Raw genomic sequence first — 18,779 nt, 5'->3', positions numbered from 1 at the left:
TGATGTCTGCCCTACATCCCAACCTTAGCTGGACTATCTCCTATCCACTATACGCTTGGGCCTGCCCTTAACCTTATAAAATTCGAGTTCGCCTGGCCCTACGAAGTTGAATATTATCTCAAATGTTCCCTCAAGGTAGGCATCATGCAGGTCCCTCTTATATTTGAAGAAGGCTCCTATAAAGTTCTCCTGGATTATCTCCTTGGCGCAGTTTCCTGGATCCTCACATTCAAGGGAGACCCTCATGGTCACTGTGCCCTCATCCTCGTCCCCGTAGAGGAAGGCCTCATATTCTCCTGTGAGGTAATCCATGTTCTCCCTCTGGAAAACCGCTGCCTCAACGTCAACACGGTTGAATGGATGACCGGAGATCCAGAAGGTCTCTGCCTCCCTTTCAGGGTTCATTATCCTCATGTGGGTCCTTCCACACCTGCACGTGTCCCTTGATATGACCACGGTTGTGTCCTCGGTGTCATAGTTGAGCAGGAGTGTGCCGGTCCTCTCACCAACGGGTAGCAGGGTTGTCAGGACTATCCTGCCGCATTCCCCATCATCAACGAAGTCCCTGAGGTTGGGGTCATAGACATCCAGGTGTACGAGGTCCTCGGGGACGTGGAGTCCCTCCTTGATGTGGCATTCCCCACACATGGTCCCCTCGGTGCTCCCATAGGTGTTGTAGACATCAACTCCCCACAGTTCCTCGACGTATGCCCTTGATTCCGGCGCAAAGCTTTCACCACCGACCACCAGCCTCTTTATGCTTGACTCCCTGGGATCAATTCCCTGCTCCTTCATTCGCCTTGCGAGCCTCAGCAGTTTGAATACGTTTGCAACTATCCCTGTTGGCTGGTAGTTCTCCATTATCCTCACAGGAAATGTGCATTTGCCCTCAGGTATTATTGTCATTCCTATCTTCTGTGCTGCCAGTGTCATCGTGTTGGCCCCGACGTTCATGCCGTAGGATGCGCATACGACGACCCGGTCACCTGTTTCAAATCCCTGGGATACAAAGGACCTCGCATACTTCTCTGCGTACCTCTGCCAGTCCCCCCATGTGAGGAAGAAGGACTTTGGTCTTCCGCTGGTGCCGCTGGTCTCATGGATGGTGTAGATCTCCTCCCAGGGGGCGCATTTAAATTCAAATCTGTCCTTTTCAGGTGGCTGGTTTTTCCTTACTGTTTCACCGCTTATTATAGGGAGCTCCCTGAGGTCCTCATGACTCTTTATATCTGAGGGCCTGATATTGTTCTTCCTGAACCATTTGCTGTAGAATGGAGAGTTTTCATATGCATAGTTAACTGTGTACCTTATCCTCTCCTCTACAAGGGCGTCCAATTCGCCACGTTCCATGGTCTCTATTTCAGGATTGAAGTAGGTCCCCATAACAACCACCATCTCCAGACATTAGTTTGTCGTCCATGAAATAAAGATTTGCTGATGATCTCCATCCCGACATGATCAGAGCAAGAATGAGAAGAGATTTGCTGACGGTCCGCTTCAGGTTCCGCTTCCAGCGCTGATTCCAGATCAGACGGTACACTGGGACGGACGCAGTTACTTGATGGTTTCGCCCTTTAAATAGAATCAGTGGATTTTAATGTGAAGGTGAGTGCCCTGACCGGGACTTGAACCCGGGTAATAGGATCCGCAGTCCTACGTGATATCCGCTACACTATCAGGGCAAAATGAGAGTGAAGGGTAGTTTATACCATCCTATATTAATAATTTTCCATGCAGGTATTTAAGTCTTGCATCAGGGTTTCCATAGATAGAGTCTGAAGGTGACGTTTCCCCGCGACCTCACAGCCACGTCTATGTCTTCTGCATCCTCCATTGAACCACGGGATGCAACGGTAACCTCACCGGTCCCCCTGTCAGCTGTGAGATTGTAGTCCATCCCCTCAAGGGTCCTGTTGAGGAAATCCGATGCCATGGTTGGGTCAGGAGACTCTGCAAGGCCATCCAGTATGCTTTCACCTGATGGATAGGACGCCATGGCATCAAGGACATCCCCTGCTTTCGGAGATTCAGGGGTGACCAGCGGGGGGTCCGTGTTGATGACGGATGCCGTTACTATGAAGACCACTGTGAGTGCAAGAACCGCGTCGGTTGTGGATATGTAGCCCCCATCATCCATGATATCCCTTCAAGAAGGCTGTACTCTCTTAGATCTACTCCCTGGAGATCATCCGGACCACCATGTCCTTCTTCTCTATGGCACGCCTTGCAGCATCCTCAACCTTCCTCTTCATCTCCTCAAAGTCCTGGGGTGTTTTATCACCCACCATCTTCTTTATCTGGGTGTATGCTGCCTCACGGAAGAGTGGCCTGAGTTCCTCCTCTGAACCGTCCCTCAGGAGAACCGGGACCCCTGAGTCAGTTACCCTTCCTATTTCTGCAACATCAACGCCTGCACCCCTTATGGTGTCCATAACATCAGGGGCCACGTCCTCGGGGGCTATTATCATGAGCGAATCTATGGAGACGCCGAGGGGGTCAATTTCAAGGTCCTGCAGCATCGCCAGGACACTGGGGTTTATCATGGACATGACCGCATCGGCATCGAATTCCAGTCCAACCCCGGCTGTTGAGGATATCTCATGTGCATCTCCCCTCAGACCGCCATTTGTAACGTCTGTCATTGCATGGACATCGCCCAGGAGCCCTGAATCCATTATGGCCTCGGAGGCCCTTATGAAATTCACGTCAAGAGTCTCCCATACAACATCGAAGAGTCCATGGTATATGGCGGTTGTGGTTATTGTCCCGCCTCCTGACCCCTCTGTTAGGAGTATGACGTCTCCGGGCTCTGCACGCTTCCTGGCTGTTGGTGGTGTCTCTGAAAAGCCTATGGCCCCGACTGCGCTGACAAGCCTGTCACCAAGGACCATGTCACCCCCGACCCTCAGGGTGCTCCCGGCGACCACCGGGACGTCAACGAGTTCTGATACTGCTGCAACCCCTGCAGTGAAGTCAAATAGTTTACCGACGTCACCATCATCTGCAAGGTGGAGGTCGCTTATGAGGGCCACGGGCCTTGAACCCATCACACACACATCCCTCAGGGCTGCCCTGGTGACATGGAAGCCCCCGAGGAAGGGGTATTCGCTTAGGCGTGAGTGTATCCCATCCACTGCGGTTGTTATGTATACGTCCCCACTTCCTGTTTCAGTCCTTACGACGCCACCATCATCCTGTGCCTCAGGATTTATGAATGAACGTGTCCCTGTGCTTGAAACGATATCTGCGATCTTCCTGTGGACAAAAAAGTCGCCCTCACCCCGGGACCCGACCCCCATCTCACCCATTCCAACCCCTGCAGGGGGGTATGATATTATGGTCCTGAGGCCGTCGTCCAGTCCGCCGGTTTTAAGGGTATTCTTAACCTCATAGATAACCGCGTCCGCCATCCGGATGGATGTTTCCCTGTCTGTATCCTTGAATTCCAGTATAAGGTCAGCCAGTGCGTTCCTGAGTGACTCCTCATCCATGGAATCCATGTTTCGCCTTACAAATCCCTCTATATCCATTATCCAACCTCTCACTGATCTTTCATGCCCTGATTATCTCTACAAAGTTCCTTAGAACATCCAGTCCGGCTTCCCCGCTCTTTTCAGGGTGGAACTGGGTTGCATGGATGTTATCAGATTCGATGGCCGCTGTCATCTCAACCCCATAATCTGTCCTTGCAACGACCACATCGGTGGAGGGTTCAGCATAGTAGGAGTGGACGAAGTAGAAGTACTCATCCTCAGCACCCTCAAGGAGCTGTGAATCCTTCACAATTACCAGCTGGTTCCAGCCCATATGGGGCACCTTATTGCCAGGGGGTATCCTTATTACCCTTCCAGGTATAAGGTCAAGGCCCTGGACACCGGGAGATTCCTGGCTCTCTGAAAGAAGTACCTGAAGCCCTAGGCATATCCCCAGGAAGGGTTTCCCGTCCCTTATGTTCCCCAGAAGGGTTTCCCTCAGGTCCTCGAGTTTGGCCATCGCACTTCCGAAGGCACCGACACCCGGGAGTACGAGTGCGTCAGCGGCTGCAAGGATCTGTGGATCGGATGTCACACGGGCATCTGCCCCTATCCTCCTGAATGCATTGGCTATGCTCCTGAGGTTTCCGCTTCCATAGTCTATGATGGCTATCAAGACAGCTCACCTTGTATAGTAATCCTGGACCCTCACGGTGTCGTTGAGGTGTGGTGTTGACACCTCATGGAGTATGGTGTTCTCCATCGCCACTATGGAGTGCCTTTCTCCCGGCTCTATGCGGATGGTGTCGTTCTTGCTGAAGTACTCCTTCCGGTTATCGAATTCTATGTAACCTGAGCCTGAGATTATGTACATGGTCTCATCCTTCTCCTCATGGTAATGGAATGATGTGCGGTAGCCCTCCCTTATGAAGAGCTCCTTTGTGAGGTACTTCTCGGTGTTTATGAGGATCTTCTCATAGCCCCATGGCTTGTCCTCCCGGTTACGGTACTCCTTCCTTATCTCCTCAAGTTCTTTGGAGGTGTCGATGGCCATCCAGAAGAGACCATCCTCCCTGTAGTAGCCCAACTTGTTCTCCTTTGCCATGAGGGGGAAGAGTGTCTTTTCGATGTCGCCTGACTCAAAGTCGCCGAAGTCGAGGTTTCCCTTGGAGAAGTAGACCCCTGCGTTGATGTAATAGTCAAGGAGGGGTTTTTCCCTGAAGTTCACTATCTTATCACCGCTGGTTTCAACTATGCCGTAGGGTGACTGCATCCTGGTTATGAACATGGTTAGGGGGTAATCTGACATCTCACCCAGGTGTATCATCTTCTTTATATTGAGGTCAGCCACAACATCCCCATTCCTTATTATGCACTGTTTCTCTCCATCTATGGCCTCCATGCCAAGCCTTATTGCGTTAAGTGTTCCCAGTGGTTTCTCCTCCCTTACATACTCTATTCTGAGTCCCTTGTAGTTATCACCATACCTCTCCTCTATCTTTTCCCCGAGGAAGCCTGTGAGGAGGTAAGCCCTTTTTATGCCTGCATTTTTGAGGTCAAAGAGCTGCTTGTCAAGAATTGTGTAGCCATCCTTTATCTCAATGAGTGGTTTTGGTATTCTCTCGGTGAGGGGTCTCAGGCGTTTCCCGAATCCCCCGCAGAGTATCATTCCAACTGTTTCAGCCATCATATCACCTTTTCAATGTTTCTTCTAAGGGCATCTCCAAAATCAGATTCCACTATGCTGCTCTGTCCCAGTGTCCTTGCATGGGCATCCAGCTCGGCCACCACATGGGTGTAACCAAGTCCCCTCAGTGGCTCCACGAGTCTGGGTCCATCGGTAACTGCCACTGATTCAATATTCAGTTCCTCAACTGGAAGTGCATGGGGAACTCCGGATACCACTGCAAACTCTATTTTCTCATTCCTTAATATTTCTGCGGCCCTTGCACCGGTTATGGGGTACTCATCCAGGCCACCTGTTATGTGATCCACCCTGTTACCGCTCCTCTCTATCTCTGATAGTATGCTCTCTGCATGCCTCCGTATCCTTGGAAGACCAACATCCCTATCAAGATTCGCGATTATAATGGGGGGGTTATCAGGGTTCAGTGAACTGAAGGGCAGGGTCAGGATGTCAGCGAATAGATAGGATGTCTCCTTCTTGGCATTGAGGACAAATGCCACCCTTCTACCTTCCATTATGGCTTCAAGGACCCTCAGAGCCACCTCATCCTTATCATCACCGTAGGATGGGCGGATGTATTCCCCCTGAGCCATGCCCCTTGTCTTCTCAATTTCGGTTGCGAGTTTCAGCATCTTTATCTGGTGCTTTGCCTCCTCTTCCGGGATTATACCCTGCTCCGCAGCTGCCTCCAGGACTATTATGGCACCCTCGGTGTTATCACCCTCCCCGAAGCCGCCATGGGATTCCACGGCGAGGACCCTTGCAGGTATACTGGCCCTCTGGACAGCCTCCTTCAGGTCCTCGCCGATTATCATGCTGGCACAGGTGCCCACCACACCCACAAGCTGGGGGGAGAACATTTCATATGCCTTCCTGAGGGTCTCTGTGAGTTTGTCGGATGCCCCGAAGATGAAGTCCTGCTCTGACATCGCGGTTGTTAGAACACGGACTCCGTCAGTTTCAAGGAGTCTCCCTGTCCTGAAGCAGCAGCCGTGGGGGCCGTGGAGGATTATCACATCAGCGTCAAGGTCTCTGAGTGTGTAAAGTGATGCAGCTATTGGGCTGGGTCTTGGATGCAAATTCCTTCACCTCAAATGTCTGTAGTGATGCAAACATGGGCTCTCAGTCGTTCCCGGGATCCCTGCAAGAACGACCCTCAAGGGTCTGTAGTGGTGCATTGGGGGACCCCGGATGAGAAGTCCTTCCTCATGATTCATATCCATGGATTGATTAATATTCATTTAGAAGCTTACATATATAATGATGGTTGCTGTGATCATAGAGAACCCCATAAGGGGAAGCTACATTGAAAGGCCCAACAGGTTCACGGTCGCTGTTCATGTGGATGGTGAGAGGCGACTGGCCCACCTGAGGGATCCCGGGAGGCTCAGAGAACTTCTGATACCTGGAAACGATATTATACTGAGGAAGGCCCCCCCTGGAAACCGGAAAACAGAGTTTGATGTTATAGCCCTCAGGAGGGGTGATGAGTGGGTACTTGTGAATTCGGGCTTCCACAGTGACCTTGCCGCCATTGTAATGGAGTCCTCAGCCGTGGATGAGTTTCAGGGTTTCAGGATAGAAAAAAGAGAATACAGCTTCGGTAGAAGCAGAATCGATTTTCTGCTGGCATCTGAAGATGAAAGGATGCTCGTTGAGGTTAAGGGTTGCACCCTTGTCAGGAGAGACCTTGCACTTTTCCCTGACGCGCCCACAGAGAGGGGCAGGAGACACATTGAGGAACTGGAACATGCCCTCTCTGAGGAATACCGCAGCAGTGTACTCTTCCTTGTATTCGGTAAGGGGGCACGTTTTTTCTCCCCAAATCATGAGATGGATCCTGAATTTTCATCGGCACTGAGAAGGGCCCATGAAGCGGGTGTGAATGTAATAGCACACTCCATGGCCACTGATCTCAATGGGAACGTCCTTGTGTATCCCCTCAGAAGAATATCCGTACTCTGGCCTGATGAATCGCCCTGAAGGCTCTGAAAGTTCAGGTCCCGATGTAATCCTTCAACCTTTCAATCTCCTCTGGTTTTCCTATGCCCAGTATTATATCCCCTGCCCTGAAGGAGTAATCCCTGGGGGGATCTATTATGAGTTCATCTCCACGTCCCACTCCGATTACGATAACCCCCGTCACCTCATGGATGTCGGCATCAAGAACTGAGATTCCCTCAAGTTTGCTCCCCGCGGGGACCGGAACTTCCACCATCCTCCTTGTGGACTCCTCTGCGAGTACATCCTGTACAAACATTGCCTCATAGCCGTCATCGATGCTCCTCGACATCAGCCTCCCTGATATGACAAAGGGGGATATCACCTGATCAGCCCCTGCCATCCTCAACTGCTCAATGTTCTCGTATCTCTCAGCCTCGGCTACGATCCTCACTGATTCATCGATCTTCCTTATGCCAAGTATGCAGTGTATGGTCTCTGAATCAGATTCAAGGTCAACTATAACTGCCCTTGCACCCCTTACATTGGCCTTTTCAAGGTCAGAGATCCTCGTGGGATCCCCATGGACAAAGCTGGCCCCGCTCCTCAGGACCTTCTTCCTTACATTCTCATCCTCTGCAAGTACAAAAACCTCGCTCCCCCGGAGTTCCCTGAGGCACTCCAGTGTGCTCTCACTCCAGCCACATATAACCACGTGCCTTGATTTAGCCACATCTATCAGCCCCATTAATTTCATCTGCTCCCTGTTTATGAGGAACTCTAAAAGTCTTTCAACTGCAACCGCGAAGGTTCCTATGCCAAATACGATCAGGGTTACCGTGAAGTACATTCCAAGTGGCGTTGAGGGACTGTAGTCACCGTAACCAACGGTTGCTATTGTTACAAAGGTCCAGTAGAGGGAAACCGTCCATGACTCCCCCTCTATGAAATGGAACCCTGCTGTGCCGTAGATGATCACAGCAAGGACAAGGAGGAGGATGCGCGTGGCCGGGACCTTTAAGACCCTCGGAAGATGCTTTCTTATGATCTCAATTACAAGGACCATCCTATCCCCTCAGGACTCATCAATCACTGTCAAAGATTCCACCACCCATCAGCATCCAGTTACTGTCTGTAAACAGCGAATGCGCAACCAGCCATTCGTCTATCATCGCCTCAGATAGAGGAGAATCAGCACAGCTATCACAACAATTAGAATGATAAGGACAAGAAGCCATAGCCAGTCCCCACCTGCAGAATCATCAGCGCCACCAGAATCATCATCGTCGTCGAGGTCAATATGTTTTCCTGATGAACTCTTAAACCCCCCGCCAGCCTTACCCGTCATGGCTGGTTTCAGGGGATCCCCTGAGTGGGCCATGCAGGTCCCTATCGATGAACCCGCCACAAATATCATGAGCATGAGAAGAGCTAACCATCTCATACCAGCACCTCCATTTCTTTAATTAATCATAGTTCATTCCGGGCCCTATAAATTAGTATCCCTGTATGATCAACCATACAACTCCCCGTAAGGATTACATAATTCTTCAGACATAATACTCTACTATGAAGGTGAAATGTGAGGAATGCGGGGAAACCTACACCCTAAATGATGGGGAGGACCCTGATGATTACACCTGCGAATGCGGCGGAAAACTAACAAAGGAAACTGAGTTGAGGAAACTAGCCCTTGCGGTGGGATTGATTTCCCTCCCCTTCGCCCTCATAGGACATTCAGAACCCATATGGATCTCTTTTGGTTTAGCCGCGATACTATGGTTCAATGGGAAGGACACATCCTTCGATGATGCCCCCCGTAAGATTAAGGTCATTGCAGTCATCGCAGGGCTCTACTTTATAGGTATATTACTCATCTACTGCTATACATCGGCTGCTATTGTGGTCATCCCTCTAGCCATAATCTACTATGTCCTGAGCCGCACACTCTTGTAGTTGAGTTCTTTTAGCCTATCCAGTTCCGCTTCAACATCCCTCACTGCTGGCCCCTGCCGGGGTGGGTCCTGGAAGGATAGCAGGCACTCCGTGAAGGAGGAGTATGGCATCTCCAGTATGTACTCGAGGGGCCAGCCAGCCTCCACAGCTAACCTGTAGATTTGCCTTTTGAGGATGACCCACTCCTCCGCTGACCTCCTCCTTTCTTTTTTATTCTTCTCATCCTGGTCCCTTCCATACTCCTGGCCCTGATAAATTAGTATCCCAGAATCCATGATGTTCAGGCCAGCCTCCTCTGTATGAACTTCCTCATCTCATCGGTCAGAAAGACGATGGGTGTGAAGAATATCAGGATGAACCACTCCCGGATTCCGGGTGGGGATGTGCCGAAGATGGGCTGCAGTGGTGGCAGATAGATAACAAGGAGCATCACCGAGATTGCAAAGACCATACCTGCCGGTATCCACCTGTTCCTCAGGAGGCCCACCTCAAGTGCTGATGAACGGAGGGTCTGTGAGGAGAGAAGATTGCCCAGCTGTGCCATGACTATACCTGCAAAGACCGCCGTGGTGGCCCTCATGTAGAGGGGATCGCTGGCTGAAAGTTCCTGTCCTGGAAGCCATCCCCCTGAATAGAGAACCAGGAAGTATGCTGCCATGATGAGGGCTGCCTCAATTGTTCCTGTGAACAGGTAACCCCTCAGGATGACCTCCCTGTTAAGGAGCCTCTCTGAGGGGGGTCTCGGTGGCAGTTTCATCACATCAGACTCCGGTGGGGATCTTCCAAGGGCCAGGGCCGGTAGGGTGTCTGTTCCAAGGTCTATTGCGAGTATCTGCATTATGGTTATTGGGAGGGGTATGCTGAAGAGAACCATCATGATAAATGGGACTATCTCAGCTGTCTCATGAGAAAATATGTAGGTTATGAACTTCCTTATATTCTCATAGACCGTACGACCCTCCCTGACCGCGGTCACGATACTTGCAAAGTTGTCATCTGCAAGGACTATGTCTGCTGCCTCCTTTGCAACATCGGTGCCGCTCCCCATGGCAACACCTATATCTGCCTTCCTGAGGGCGGGTGCATCGTTAACACCGTCACCTGTCATGGCAACGATCTCATCTGAGTCCTCCAGGACAGATGCTATCCTCATCTTATGTTCAGGGACAGCCCTTGCGAATATAAGGTTCCTCTCCCTGGCCAGTATACCCCTGAGTTCGGTGTCTTTGAGCTTATCCAGCTCCTTTCCCTTGATTATTCTGCACTCACCCTCCACTATCCCGATCTCCCTGGCTATGGCCTCTGCTGTGAGACCATAGTCGCCTGTTATCATCATGATCCTTATACCTGCAGTCTTGCAGTGCTCCACAGCCTCCTTAACCCCCTCCCTTGGTGGATCATACATGGCTGCCATGCCCACCAGTATAAGGTCCCTCTCAACCTCACCGGGGTCCCTGACTTCAAGGTCCTCTGGGAGTTCCCGGTATGCGAAGGCAAGTACACGGAGACCCTTCGAGGCCATTTCATCATGTATGCCTATTATCCTTTCCTTCTCATCTTCATGTAGGGCTCTGACCCTCCCATCCACAGAAATGCGTTCCGATAATCCTATTATCTTCTTTGGCGCTCCCTTGACGTAGGCCACCCTCTTCCCTGATTTCTCATGGATTGAGGTCATTGATTTCCGCCTGGAGTCAAAGGGGAGCTCTGTTATCCTGGGCATCGCTTCGAGTTCTGCCTCAGCATCAAAGCCCAGTTTCTCGGCTGCAACAAGGAGGGCGCCCTCGGTTGAATCACCCAGCACACTCCATTCACCTTCCTCGTGTATGAGGGCCGAATCGTTGCAGAAGGTGGCTGCCCTCATGAGCAGCTTCAGCTCGGCCATGTCCCTGTGGCTCACTGGTTCCCCCCTGAAGAGGAACTGACCCTCTGGTCTGTAACCTGACCCTGTGACCTCGATGACCTTATGGGGGATCCATATTTTCCTGACCGTCATCTCACCCCTTGTGAGGGTCCCTGTCTTATCTGTGCATATGATTGTCGTTGATCCCAGTGTCTCCACACTGGAAAGTCTCTTCACAAGGGCGTTTTCCCGGGCCATCTTCCTTGCGGAGGCCGCAAGTGAGAGTGTGACGCTCGGGAGAAGGCCCTCCGGGACGTTTGCAACCATCAAACCAATTGCGAATATGAATGCTGTTTCAAGGGGGAGTCTGACTATGTAAAGGTTCACCAGGAAGAGGATGACACCCATGGCAACCGCCAGGGCCCCTATGATCCTTGCGGCCAGGGATATCTGTCGCTGGAGAGGGCTGGGCTCCTCACGCACCTCCTGTGTGAGTGCCGCTATCCTGCTGAACTCGGTGTCCCTGCCGGTTGCAAACACGGCGGCCCTTCCTGTACCTGAAGTCACCTGGGTGCCTGCAAAGAGAATGTTCTCTGTGTCTATGTAGTTATCAGCCTCCCTGACCGGGTGTGATACCTTTCTCACAGGTTTTGATTCTCCTGTCAGTGCTGATGCATCCACCCTCAGGTTGTGTGATTCAAGGATCCTTGCGTCGGCCGGGACGGTGTCCCCCTCCTCAAGGATTATGACGTCCCCGTGCACGACATCAGCCGCGGGTATCAGGACCTCCTTTGAGGCCCTTATGACCTTAACCATCACAGGCAGAATGTTTTTAAGGGCCTCTGCTGCCTTTTCAGCCTCATATTCCTGCCAGAAACTGAAGAGTGCGTTTATGATTATAACCATTACAATGGCGACTGCGAGCTGGTAATTGCCTGTATGAAGGACAGTATGGCTGCGATCCAGAGCAGCAGCGCAAGTACGTTGTAGAGGTTTGATAGAAAAAGCAGGATGAGTGGTCTTCTTTTGACCTCCTCAAGTTTGTTGGGGCCGTGAATCTTGAGGCGTTTTTCCGCCTCCTGGGGGTCCAGGCCTGATTCTGATGTTTCAAGCCTCTGCAGGACCTCCTCCACTTCAAGTTCATATATGGCTGTCATGGTTCACACCACATTTACACTTGAAACGCACCACCCTCATTATTAAATTAATGTAATACTATCATCCCATACCCTTGTGGTTGCACAGCCACCAGCTTCATCAAGGGGACTTACACTTGAAATGCACCACTCATGTTATTAAATTAATGTGATATCCTATGAAACTATCTGCTGCAGATGATGCTTATTATGTCCCCATCCTCCAGTTCATGGTCGGATGCGACCCTCATACCCTTTCTGGCATCCACCGCATGGAGGAAGGAGTCACCTATCTCCGTGTGTATCAGGTAGGCGAGGTCCCTTGGACTGGAGCCCCGCGGTACAAGGATTGCGTCTGGGAGCACATTCCCCTTCTGGTCAGTGAATCTGTGCTCATCCTCAACAGGGAAGACAACTATCATGTCCAGAAGATCAAATACGGCCCTGTTGATGGCCTCCTGGACACCTGTGCTCCCGTAAACCTCCAGGACATTTTCACGTATGTACTCAAGGGCCGCCCTCTGTTTATCTGTGAGCTTTGCTTCATCGATGATCTCAAATTCACTGCCACCGGGGGTGTAACTGATTAAACCCGCCTCTGCTGCCCTTCTGAGGGCCAGTTCAGCCTCTGCAGATGCGGGTACCACGTGGGGGTAGGCATCCTTCAGGCGCTCAATATTCTCACTGGCTGAGGGAAGGTCCGCCTTATTTGCAACTATGAGCATTGGCTTTGCTATTCTGAGGAGCTCATCAAGGAACTGCAGAAGCTCATCCTTCCCCCATGAATAAACATCGGCATCCACCTTTCTTGATGCCTCAATGATGTCCTCAGGTGTTATTCCGGTGCCTGAGAGCTGTTCATGTATGATTCGGTTCATGTCGAGCTTCTCTGAAGCAGCCTTTCTGAGGAGCCTCTCCCAGTTCCTTTCGAGGATCCCGTAGAGCCACATGGTTATCTCCTCCTCCAGGAACTCAACGTCCTCCAGGGGGTCGTGGCTTCCTGCTTCAACGGGTCTCCCCTCCTCATCGGTGGAACCTGAGGCGTCTATGACGTGGAGAAATGCCCTCGCCTGTCTGAGGTCATCAAGGAACTTGTTCCCGAGGCCCCTCCCCTCATGGGCCCCTGGTACCAGGCCGGCGACGTCTATGAGCTCCACTGGTATTAGTCTGACACCATTGATGCACCGGGAGTTCCGGGGGTTGCATTCAACTCCAAGTTCCCTGCAGGGGCATCTGCAGGATGCATAGGCCACTGCATGGTTGGCATCGATTGTTGTGAAGGGATATGATGCAACCTCGGCCTCAGATAGGGTGGCTGCATTGAAGAATGATGATTTTCCAACGTTGGGTTTTCCTGTGACTGCAATCTGGATCATTGTTATCACATTAATAAGTAGTGCCGGGATATTATAATAAAATGTTGGTATGGGACACTCTCTTTAATGGAGAGATTGCTGAGACCCAGTGAATATCTGCCTCCGTGCTGATTTGATGGAATAGGGGTAATTTTATGACTCTGAACATCGTGGGGATAGGTCCAGGATCGCCGGATTACATCACACCCGCTGCAATGAATGCAGTTATGAAATCAGAAGTTGTATTTGGAAGTCGCAGGGCCCTTGAACTTTTTCCATCCGCCAGAAAAACCGTGGTCCTCGGTGCCAGGGATATGGATGAGAAGTTAGGAAGGGCTGCTGAACTTGCAATCGCCATGGAGGTCTCCGTGCTCTCCACAGGTGACCCTGGATTTTCAGGGGTCCTCAAACCATTGAAAAGGATAATATCCTCCCGTGGACTTCCGGTGAGGGTGAAGGTGGTGCCTGGAATCAGCTCAATCCAGCTATGTGCAGCGAGGCTGCTGATACCCTGGGACGATGCAGATGTCATCACCCTTCATGGACGTGGCGAGGAGGGGATCCTGGATGTAATTGATAATGGGAGGCCAACCATAATCCTGCCCTCAAGGAATCCATCAAAGACAGCAGCATTCCTCATTGAATGCGGTCTTGACCCTGAAAGGAGGGTTGCTGTCTGTGAAAGGCTCAGCTATCCCGATGAGAGGGTCCTGAAATCAACACTGAGGGATGTGAGTGAATCTGAATTCAGTTACATGTCCATCCTCGTTGTCCTCTGAATCATTCATTTACCTCTAATTCCATCCCCTTCTCTGATATCCTGAAAACGACACGTCAGCTGAAATACTCTGCCACCGGAGCCGTGATTGTATATAACGAATTTTCAGCTGCTGATGCTCTGGATGGTTTCTGAGGCCGATTAATACTGAATACTCCTCTATTAATAAAAATCCTTTTTAGATTGTCCCTCTTATTGTATAACTTCATGAAAACACCTGGTTTATTTTTTTGAAGTGTAAACATAATTTCTTAATTTCAAGATCAAACCGTAAATTATATTCATTATAACTGTGAGAATAAAGTTCACCTTTGGGAGGTGATAAAATAGACCTATATAAAAGGTTTTCTATTCTGTTTTGCACCATATTCCTCCTACTGATACTGCAGGGTACAGTAGCTGCAGAATCAAACTATACAGTGGACTATTCAACCTACCTTGGTGACAAAGTCGTTGATGAGGCACGTGACGTCTATGTGGACGACTCAGGGTACATCTATGTGACCGGATCTACACATGTAAACGGATCCAAGGATGTATTCGTCACCAAATTTAACGTGACAAGAGAAGTCATATACCATACAATATTAACTGACACATCAGGAGACGACTGGGGCCACAGAATAGTTGCAGATGGAGATGGATACGCCTACGTTGTGGGCGAGATAAACCATGACGGTCTGAAGGTTGCGGATGCCTTCATATCAAAAATAGACCCCTCAGGCAAAGAAGTTAAGAGGGTATACATTGGCGGCTCAGGCTATGACGTTGCAAAGGGCCTTGCCATCGATTATGAGGGCAACATTTACGTCAGTGGCTACACGATTTCAACCGTCCTCAATGTATCCGAGCTGGGTGGGGGTACAGTTATAGTGCCGGGGACCAACCCAAACGCAACTCCACTGACAGACTGGACCTATCATGGTGGATACGATGCATTTCTTGCCAGGTTCGACCAGGACCTCAATCCTGTCAATCTAAGATACTTTGGGGGATCATGGGACGACTACTGCCAGGGGATCGCCATTGACTATGCAGGTAACATATACATTACGGGATACACCTACTCAGATGACTTTCCAGTGACATTTGATGCCATATCCGGTGATAAAAGGGGAACCACCGATATATTTCTATCAAGATTCACTCCAGACCTGAATTGTGATTATTCAACCTACCTTGGAGGTTCAGGACCGGATTTCTGTTATTCAATTATATCCCGGGACTCCAGGATTTACCTCGCAGGTAAAACCAATTCATCTGACTTCCCTGTGACATTAAACGCCTACCAGAAAATAAGGAACGGCTCCAGTGACGGTTTCATCATGGTATTCAATGACTACTCAGTGGAATACTCAACCTACCTCGGTGGTCGCGGAGACGACTCAATAAACGATATCACACAGGACATCCTTGGAAACCTCTACCTCACAGGTTGGACAGGATCAGATAACTTCCCCTTAACACCCGGAGCATACGACAGTTCCTTAAGTGGTGTGGATGCCTTCGTTATGAAATTCAGCATCCCGAAAGGCGTCCTCTACAGCTCCTACCTGGGGGGCATTGAGGCTGACCAGGGCTATGGTGTGGCGGTTGACAGGTACCAGAACATCTATGTTGCAGGGAAAACCTGGTCCTCAAATTTCACGGTAACTCCAGATGCCTGCAAAAAGAATCTCACAGGACTTTCAGATGGTTTCCTTACAAGATTCACGCCATTCATAATAAGCAACATCAGCGTGACGCCCCTCAACGGGACAGGACCCCTCACAGTAACCCTTACAGGTAACATAACCAACTACGGTGATTCCACAGGGTGGTACAGACTTGACCTCTACATAAACGGTTACAGGACCGCTGGAAAGTGGGTCGAGGTTGGTTCACTGGAAACAGTGCCCTTCGAGTTTGAATACACCCTGAGAAACAGCAGGGCATATTCTGTGGGTGTGAACAACTTCCCACCAGCAACTGTGAGGGTATTCCTCGGGCCTCTGATAATCCCTGAGAACCTCCGGGTGACACCATCAGGTGGCCAGGAGCCCCTGAAGGTGAATGTGACAGCTGACCTTGTAAACTACGGCGACCTTCCAGACAGCTACACAGCAGAACTTTACATTGACGGGGTGCTCGTTGACAGCAGGGATGTCACGGTGAACGCCAGCAGCAGGACCACCGTATCCTTCAACAGGACCCTTGCAGCAGGCCTATATGAGATCACCATAAACGACCTTGAACCCGAGCTGGTCTATGTCATGGAGGGGGAGAAGTTCTACATAGAAAACTTCACACTGACACCCCAGAGCGGAGCAGCACCACTGACGGTTACGGTCAGCGCCATGATCACCAATATCGATTCAAATCCAAGGAGTTACACAGCCACCATATACGTCAACGGTGTTCCCGATCACACGGAGGTCCTCAATATTCCAGGTGAAAGCACGGTACCCTTCAGCACCAGCATACTCCTTCCTGATAGAGGATTCTACACGATATCACTCAACAATAATGTCTCAGGAACCGTCAGGGTCCTCAGTGAGGCCAACTTCACACTATCCAATGTTACAGTTTCGCCGGTGGAGGGCAAATCACCACTCAACGTGACTGTCACTGCAATAGTAAGGAACAACGGTGACCTAGCAGGTGATTTCGCAGTGACGCTCTACCTTGATGATGTAGCCTGGGAAACCAGAACCGTCAGTGTCCCTGGTAAGAGTTCGGTGCTGGTTTCATTCAGAAAGGAGCTCACCTTTCCAGGCGAATACCGTCTGCGTTTGAACTCAGGCACTGATGTGACTATCAGGGTCCTTGAGCCTGATCCAACGATCACAGGGTTCAATGTCACGCCTGTGACAGGCCCGGCCCCATTAAGTGTAAGGGCGTCCCTGAACGTGACAAATCCCCACGACCTGGTTATAGGTTTCACTGCAAGGCTAATGGTTGATGGTGTGGTCGTGCAGGAGAACATTGTGAGTCTCAGTCCGGGCGAAACAAGGGAGATCGCCATGGGGACACTTCTAACCCCTGGAAACCATACTGTGGGAATCAATGAGTTCAGTAAAATCGTGCGTGTCCTTAGACCTGCCAGCATAACCCTCTCAGATCTGCGCGTGACACCATCCTCAGGTTTCAGCCCTCTTACCATAACAGCCACTGCTACTGCCAGGAACACCGGCGAGGTTGACGGGAATTACACTGCAGTCCTCTACATCAACGGTCTGGCTGTGGATGAGAAGAATGTTACAGTTGGGGCCGGTAGAAGCGTCCAGGTGGCATTTAATCACACCATAGACAATCCCGGAATATACCTGGCTGGAATAGGATCTCTAACCCCACTTGATGTGAGGGTACTCAGTGAACCTGCAATCTCAAACCTCAGTGCCACACCACTCACCGGTGTTTCACCACACAGGATAATAGTCACGGCCCTTGTAAGCACCACTGAGGAGGGGTCTGGAAACTACACTGCAGGGCTCTACATTGACGGTGTGAATGTCCAGAACAGGACCGTTAGGGTCACAGGTCCGGGTTCAGTGCTTGTTAGCTTCACAGCGGATATCAGTGAACCAGGTGAGCACCAGGTGACTGTCAATTCCCTTTCCCCGGTCACAGTGAGGGTTCTAAGACCCGCAACCTTCATTGTTGACAGTCTAACTGTTTCACCATCCACCGGAGTCATACCCCTCAGAGTCAATGCATCTGTAAGGGTGACAAACATCGGAGACATTGCCGGTAACTACACCGCAAGGCTCTACATTGACGGTGTGAATGTCCAGAACAGGACCGTTAACGTGCCTGCCGGTGGGGATGTCACAGTGTCATTCACATACAATATAACGCAGAGGGGCAACCACACGGTGTGGATAGATAATCCGCCAGGCATCAATGTGAACGCACTGAAACCAGCCACACTTGAGATAAGATCATTCAGTGTTACACCGGGAAGCGCTGTGGGGTCAGTGAACGCAAATGTCAGTGCAGAGATTGAAAACAGTGGTGACCTTGAAGGGGAATTCAGCATACCATTCTACCTAAACGGGTCACTCATAAGGAACGAAACCATCAGACTCGGACCCGGGGAGAGAGGAAACATAAACTTCCAGCAGTACCTATCCGGACCCGGTGTCTACACCTTCAGTCTGGGTAACCTCAGGAACAGCACAGTATACGTTAACCCGGCCAGAAGAAAATACTCCTTCACATTCAGAAATACAGGAAAGTACACCACCACAGTGACATACTATGTGACGGTTTATTCATCAACCGGTGCAAAACTTGGATACCGGACATTCAAGTTCACACTGAAACCCGGCAGAAGCTACTCAGCAACCATCGGATACTACCCATACGATGCAAGTATAGTGACAACGAGGAAGATCTACAACCCGAGCAGGTACACCAGGACCATAAAACTCTCAGAGACCTTCAGAGCCGACACACTATCAGCAACGCTCAACTACAGCAACACCATAAGGGGTTACAGGTACGTGTACATAAAAAAGACCTTCAGGGCGGTTAATATGAGAATAACCGTCACCTGATCTTTTTATTTTTTGGATTAAAACATCGATTCAGAGCTTCTACTAAAAACTTATTCTGGATAACATCAAATC

The 18,779-nt window shown here is 50.4% G+C and carries 16 protein-coding genes and 1 tRNA gene; 4 read left to right on the top strand and 13 right to left on the bottom strand.

Annotated elements, in window-relative coordinates; genetic code table 11:
- Window positions 1-33: 33 nt before the first annotated feature.
- The 7 genes from ftsA to cfbD all read right to left on the bottom strand — a co-directional run bounded on the left by ftsA (window position 34) and on the right by cfbD (window position 6,239).
- Window positions 34-1,395 carry a coenzyme F390 synthetase gene (gene ftsA, locus MTCT_RS07095; RefSeq protein ID WP_084126285.1) on the bottom strand — a complete coding sequence of 454 codons (1,362 nt, stop codon included), beginning with the start codon at window positions 1,393-1,395 and terminating at the stop codon, window positions 34-36.
- A gap of 215 nt (window positions 1,396-1,610) precedes the next feature.
- Window positions 1,611-1,682: transfer RNA gene (locus MTCT_RS07090), tRNA-Arg, on the bottom strand.
- Between the two features lie 71 nt (window positions 1,683-1,753).
- On the bottom strand, window positions 1,754-2,137 hold the full coding sequence (locus MTCT_RS07085) for a hypothetical protein (RefSeq protein ID WP_048176045.1): 384 nt from the start codon (window positions 2,135-2,137) through the stop codon (window positions 1,754-1,756).
- A gap of 34 nt (window positions 2,138-2,171) precedes the next feature.
- Window positions 2,172-3,530 carry an AIR synthase-related protein gene (locus tag MTCT_RS07080; protein ID WP_048176043.1) on the bottom strand — a complete coding sequence of 453 codons (1,359 nt, stop codon included), beginning with the start codon at window positions 3,528-3,530 and terminating at the stop codon, window positions 2,172-2,174.
- Window positions 3,531-3,552: 22 nt separating this feature from the next.
- Complete coding sequence (hisH, locus tag MTCT_RS07075; protein ID WP_048176042.1) at window positions 3,553-4,149, bottom strand: imidazole glycerol phosphate synthase subunit HisH; 597 nt, start codon at window positions 4,147-4,149, stop codon at window positions 3,553-3,555.
- A gap of 6 nt (window positions 4,150-4,155) precedes the next feature.
- Window positions 4,156-5,160 carry a sugar phosphate nucleotidyltransferase gene (locus MTCT_RS07070; protein WP_048176040.1) on the bottom strand — a complete coding sequence of 335 codons (1,005 nt, stop codon included), beginning with the start codon at window positions 5,158-5,160 and terminating at the stop codon, window positions 4,156-4,158.
- Complete coding sequence (gene cfbD / locus MTCT_RS07065) at window positions 5,160-6,239, bottom strand: Ni-sirohydrochlorin a,c-diamide reductive cyclase catalytic subunit (protein ID WP_048176038.1); 1,080 nt, start codon at window positions 6,237-6,239, stop codon at window positions 5,160-5,162. Before cfbD ends, MTCT_RS07070 begins: the two co-directional genes overlap by 1 nt.
- Window positions 6,240-6,420: 181 nt before the next feature.
- Between cfbD and sfsA the strand changes: the two genes are divergently transcribed.
- On the top strand, window positions 6,421-7,143 hold the full coding sequence (sfsA, locus tag MTCT_RS07060; protein WP_048176037.1) for a DNA/RNA nuclease SfsA: 723 nt from the start codon (window positions 6,421-6,423) through the stop codon (window positions 7,141-7,143).
- Window positions 7,144-7,156: 13 nt separating this feature from the next.
- On the opposite strand, the gene mthK is transcribed toward sfsA, so the two are convergent.
- Together mthK and MTCT_RS07050 are read right to left on the bottom strand one after the other, a co-directional pair.
- Complete coding sequence (gene mthK / locus MTCT_RS07055; protein WP_048176036.1) at window positions 7,157-8,167, bottom strand: calcium-gated potassium channel MthK; 1,011 nt, start codon at window positions 8,165-8,167, stop codon at window positions 7,157-7,159.
- Window positions 8,168-8,269: 102 nt separating this feature from the next.
- Window positions 8,270-8,545 (bottom strand): hypothetical protein, encoded by a 276-nt coding sequence (locus MTCT_RS07050; RefSeq protein WP_144245656.1) that lies wholly within the window; start codon window positions 8,543-8,545, stop codon window positions 8,270-8,272.
- A 125-nt stretch (window positions 8,546-8,670) separates the two neighbouring features.
- On the opposite strand from MTCT_RS07050, the gene MTCT_RS07045 reads away from it, so the two are divergent.
- Complete coding sequence (locus MTCT_RS07045; protein WP_048176032.1) at window positions 8,671-9,057, top strand: hypothetical protein; 387 nt, start codon at window positions 8,671-8,673, stop codon at window positions 9,055-9,057.
- Here the strand turns inward: MTCT_RS07045 and MTCT_RS07040 are convergent.
- The 4 genes from MTCT_RS07040 to MTCT_RS07030 form a co-directional block, all read right to left on the bottom strand.
- On the bottom strand, window positions 9,030-9,332 hold the full coding sequence (locus MTCT_RS07040; protein ID WP_048176031.1) for a hypothetical protein: 303 nt from the start codon (window positions 9,330-9,332) through the stop codon (window positions 9,030-9,032). The genes MTCT_RS07045 and MTCT_RS07040 overlap by 28 nt on opposite strands.
- Window positions 9,333-9,337: 5 nt before the next feature.
- Window positions 9,338-11,806, bottom strand: coding sequence for a cation-transporting P-type ATPase (locus MTCT_RS07035; protein WP_144245655.1), 2,469 nt, complete (start codon window positions 11,804-11,806; stop codon window positions 9,338-9,340).
- The gene (locus MTCT_RS09520) at window positions 11,806-12,057 is read right to left on the bottom strand and encodes a cation-transporting P-type ATPase (RefSeq protein ID WP_144245654.1); all 252 of its coding nucleotides are present in this window, start codon (window positions 12,055-12,057) and stop codon (window positions 11,806-11,808) included. Before MTCT_RS09520 ends, MTCT_RS07035 begins: the two co-directional genes overlap by 1 nt.
- 164 nt (window positions 12,058-12,221) lie before the next feature.
- On the bottom strand, window positions 12,222-13,412 hold the full coding sequence (locus MTCT_RS07030) for a redox-regulated ATPase YchF (protein ID WP_048176029.1): 1,191 nt from the start codon (window positions 13,410-13,412) through the stop codon (window positions 12,222-12,224).
- Window positions 13,413-13,546: 134 nt separating this feature from the next.
- Here MTCT_RS07030 and MTCT_RS07025 point away from each other — a divergent pair, with 134 nt between their 5' ends.
- Window positions 13,547-14,170 carry a cobalt-precorrin-7 (C(5))-methyltransferase gene (locus MTCT_RS07025; protein ID WP_048176027.1) on the top strand — a complete coding sequence of 208 codons (624 nt, stop codon included), beginning with the start codon at window positions 13,547-13,549 and terminating at the stop codon, window positions 14,168-14,170.
- 310 nt (window positions 14,171-14,480) lie between these two features.
- Entirely contained in the window at window positions 14,481-18,707 is a 4,227-nt protein-coding gene (locus tag MTCT_RS07020; RefSeq protein WP_048176026.1) for an SBBP repeat-containing protein, read from the top strand.
- The last annotated feature ends 72 nt before the right edge of the window (window positions 18,708-18,779 follow it).

The organism is Methanothermobacter sp. CaT2 (assembly GCF_000828575.1).
Lineage (GTDB): Archaea > Methanobacteriota > Methanobacteria > Methanobacteriales > Methanothermobacteraceae > Methanothermobacter.
This window is presented reverse-complemented; position numbering and strand designations above follow the sequence as displayed.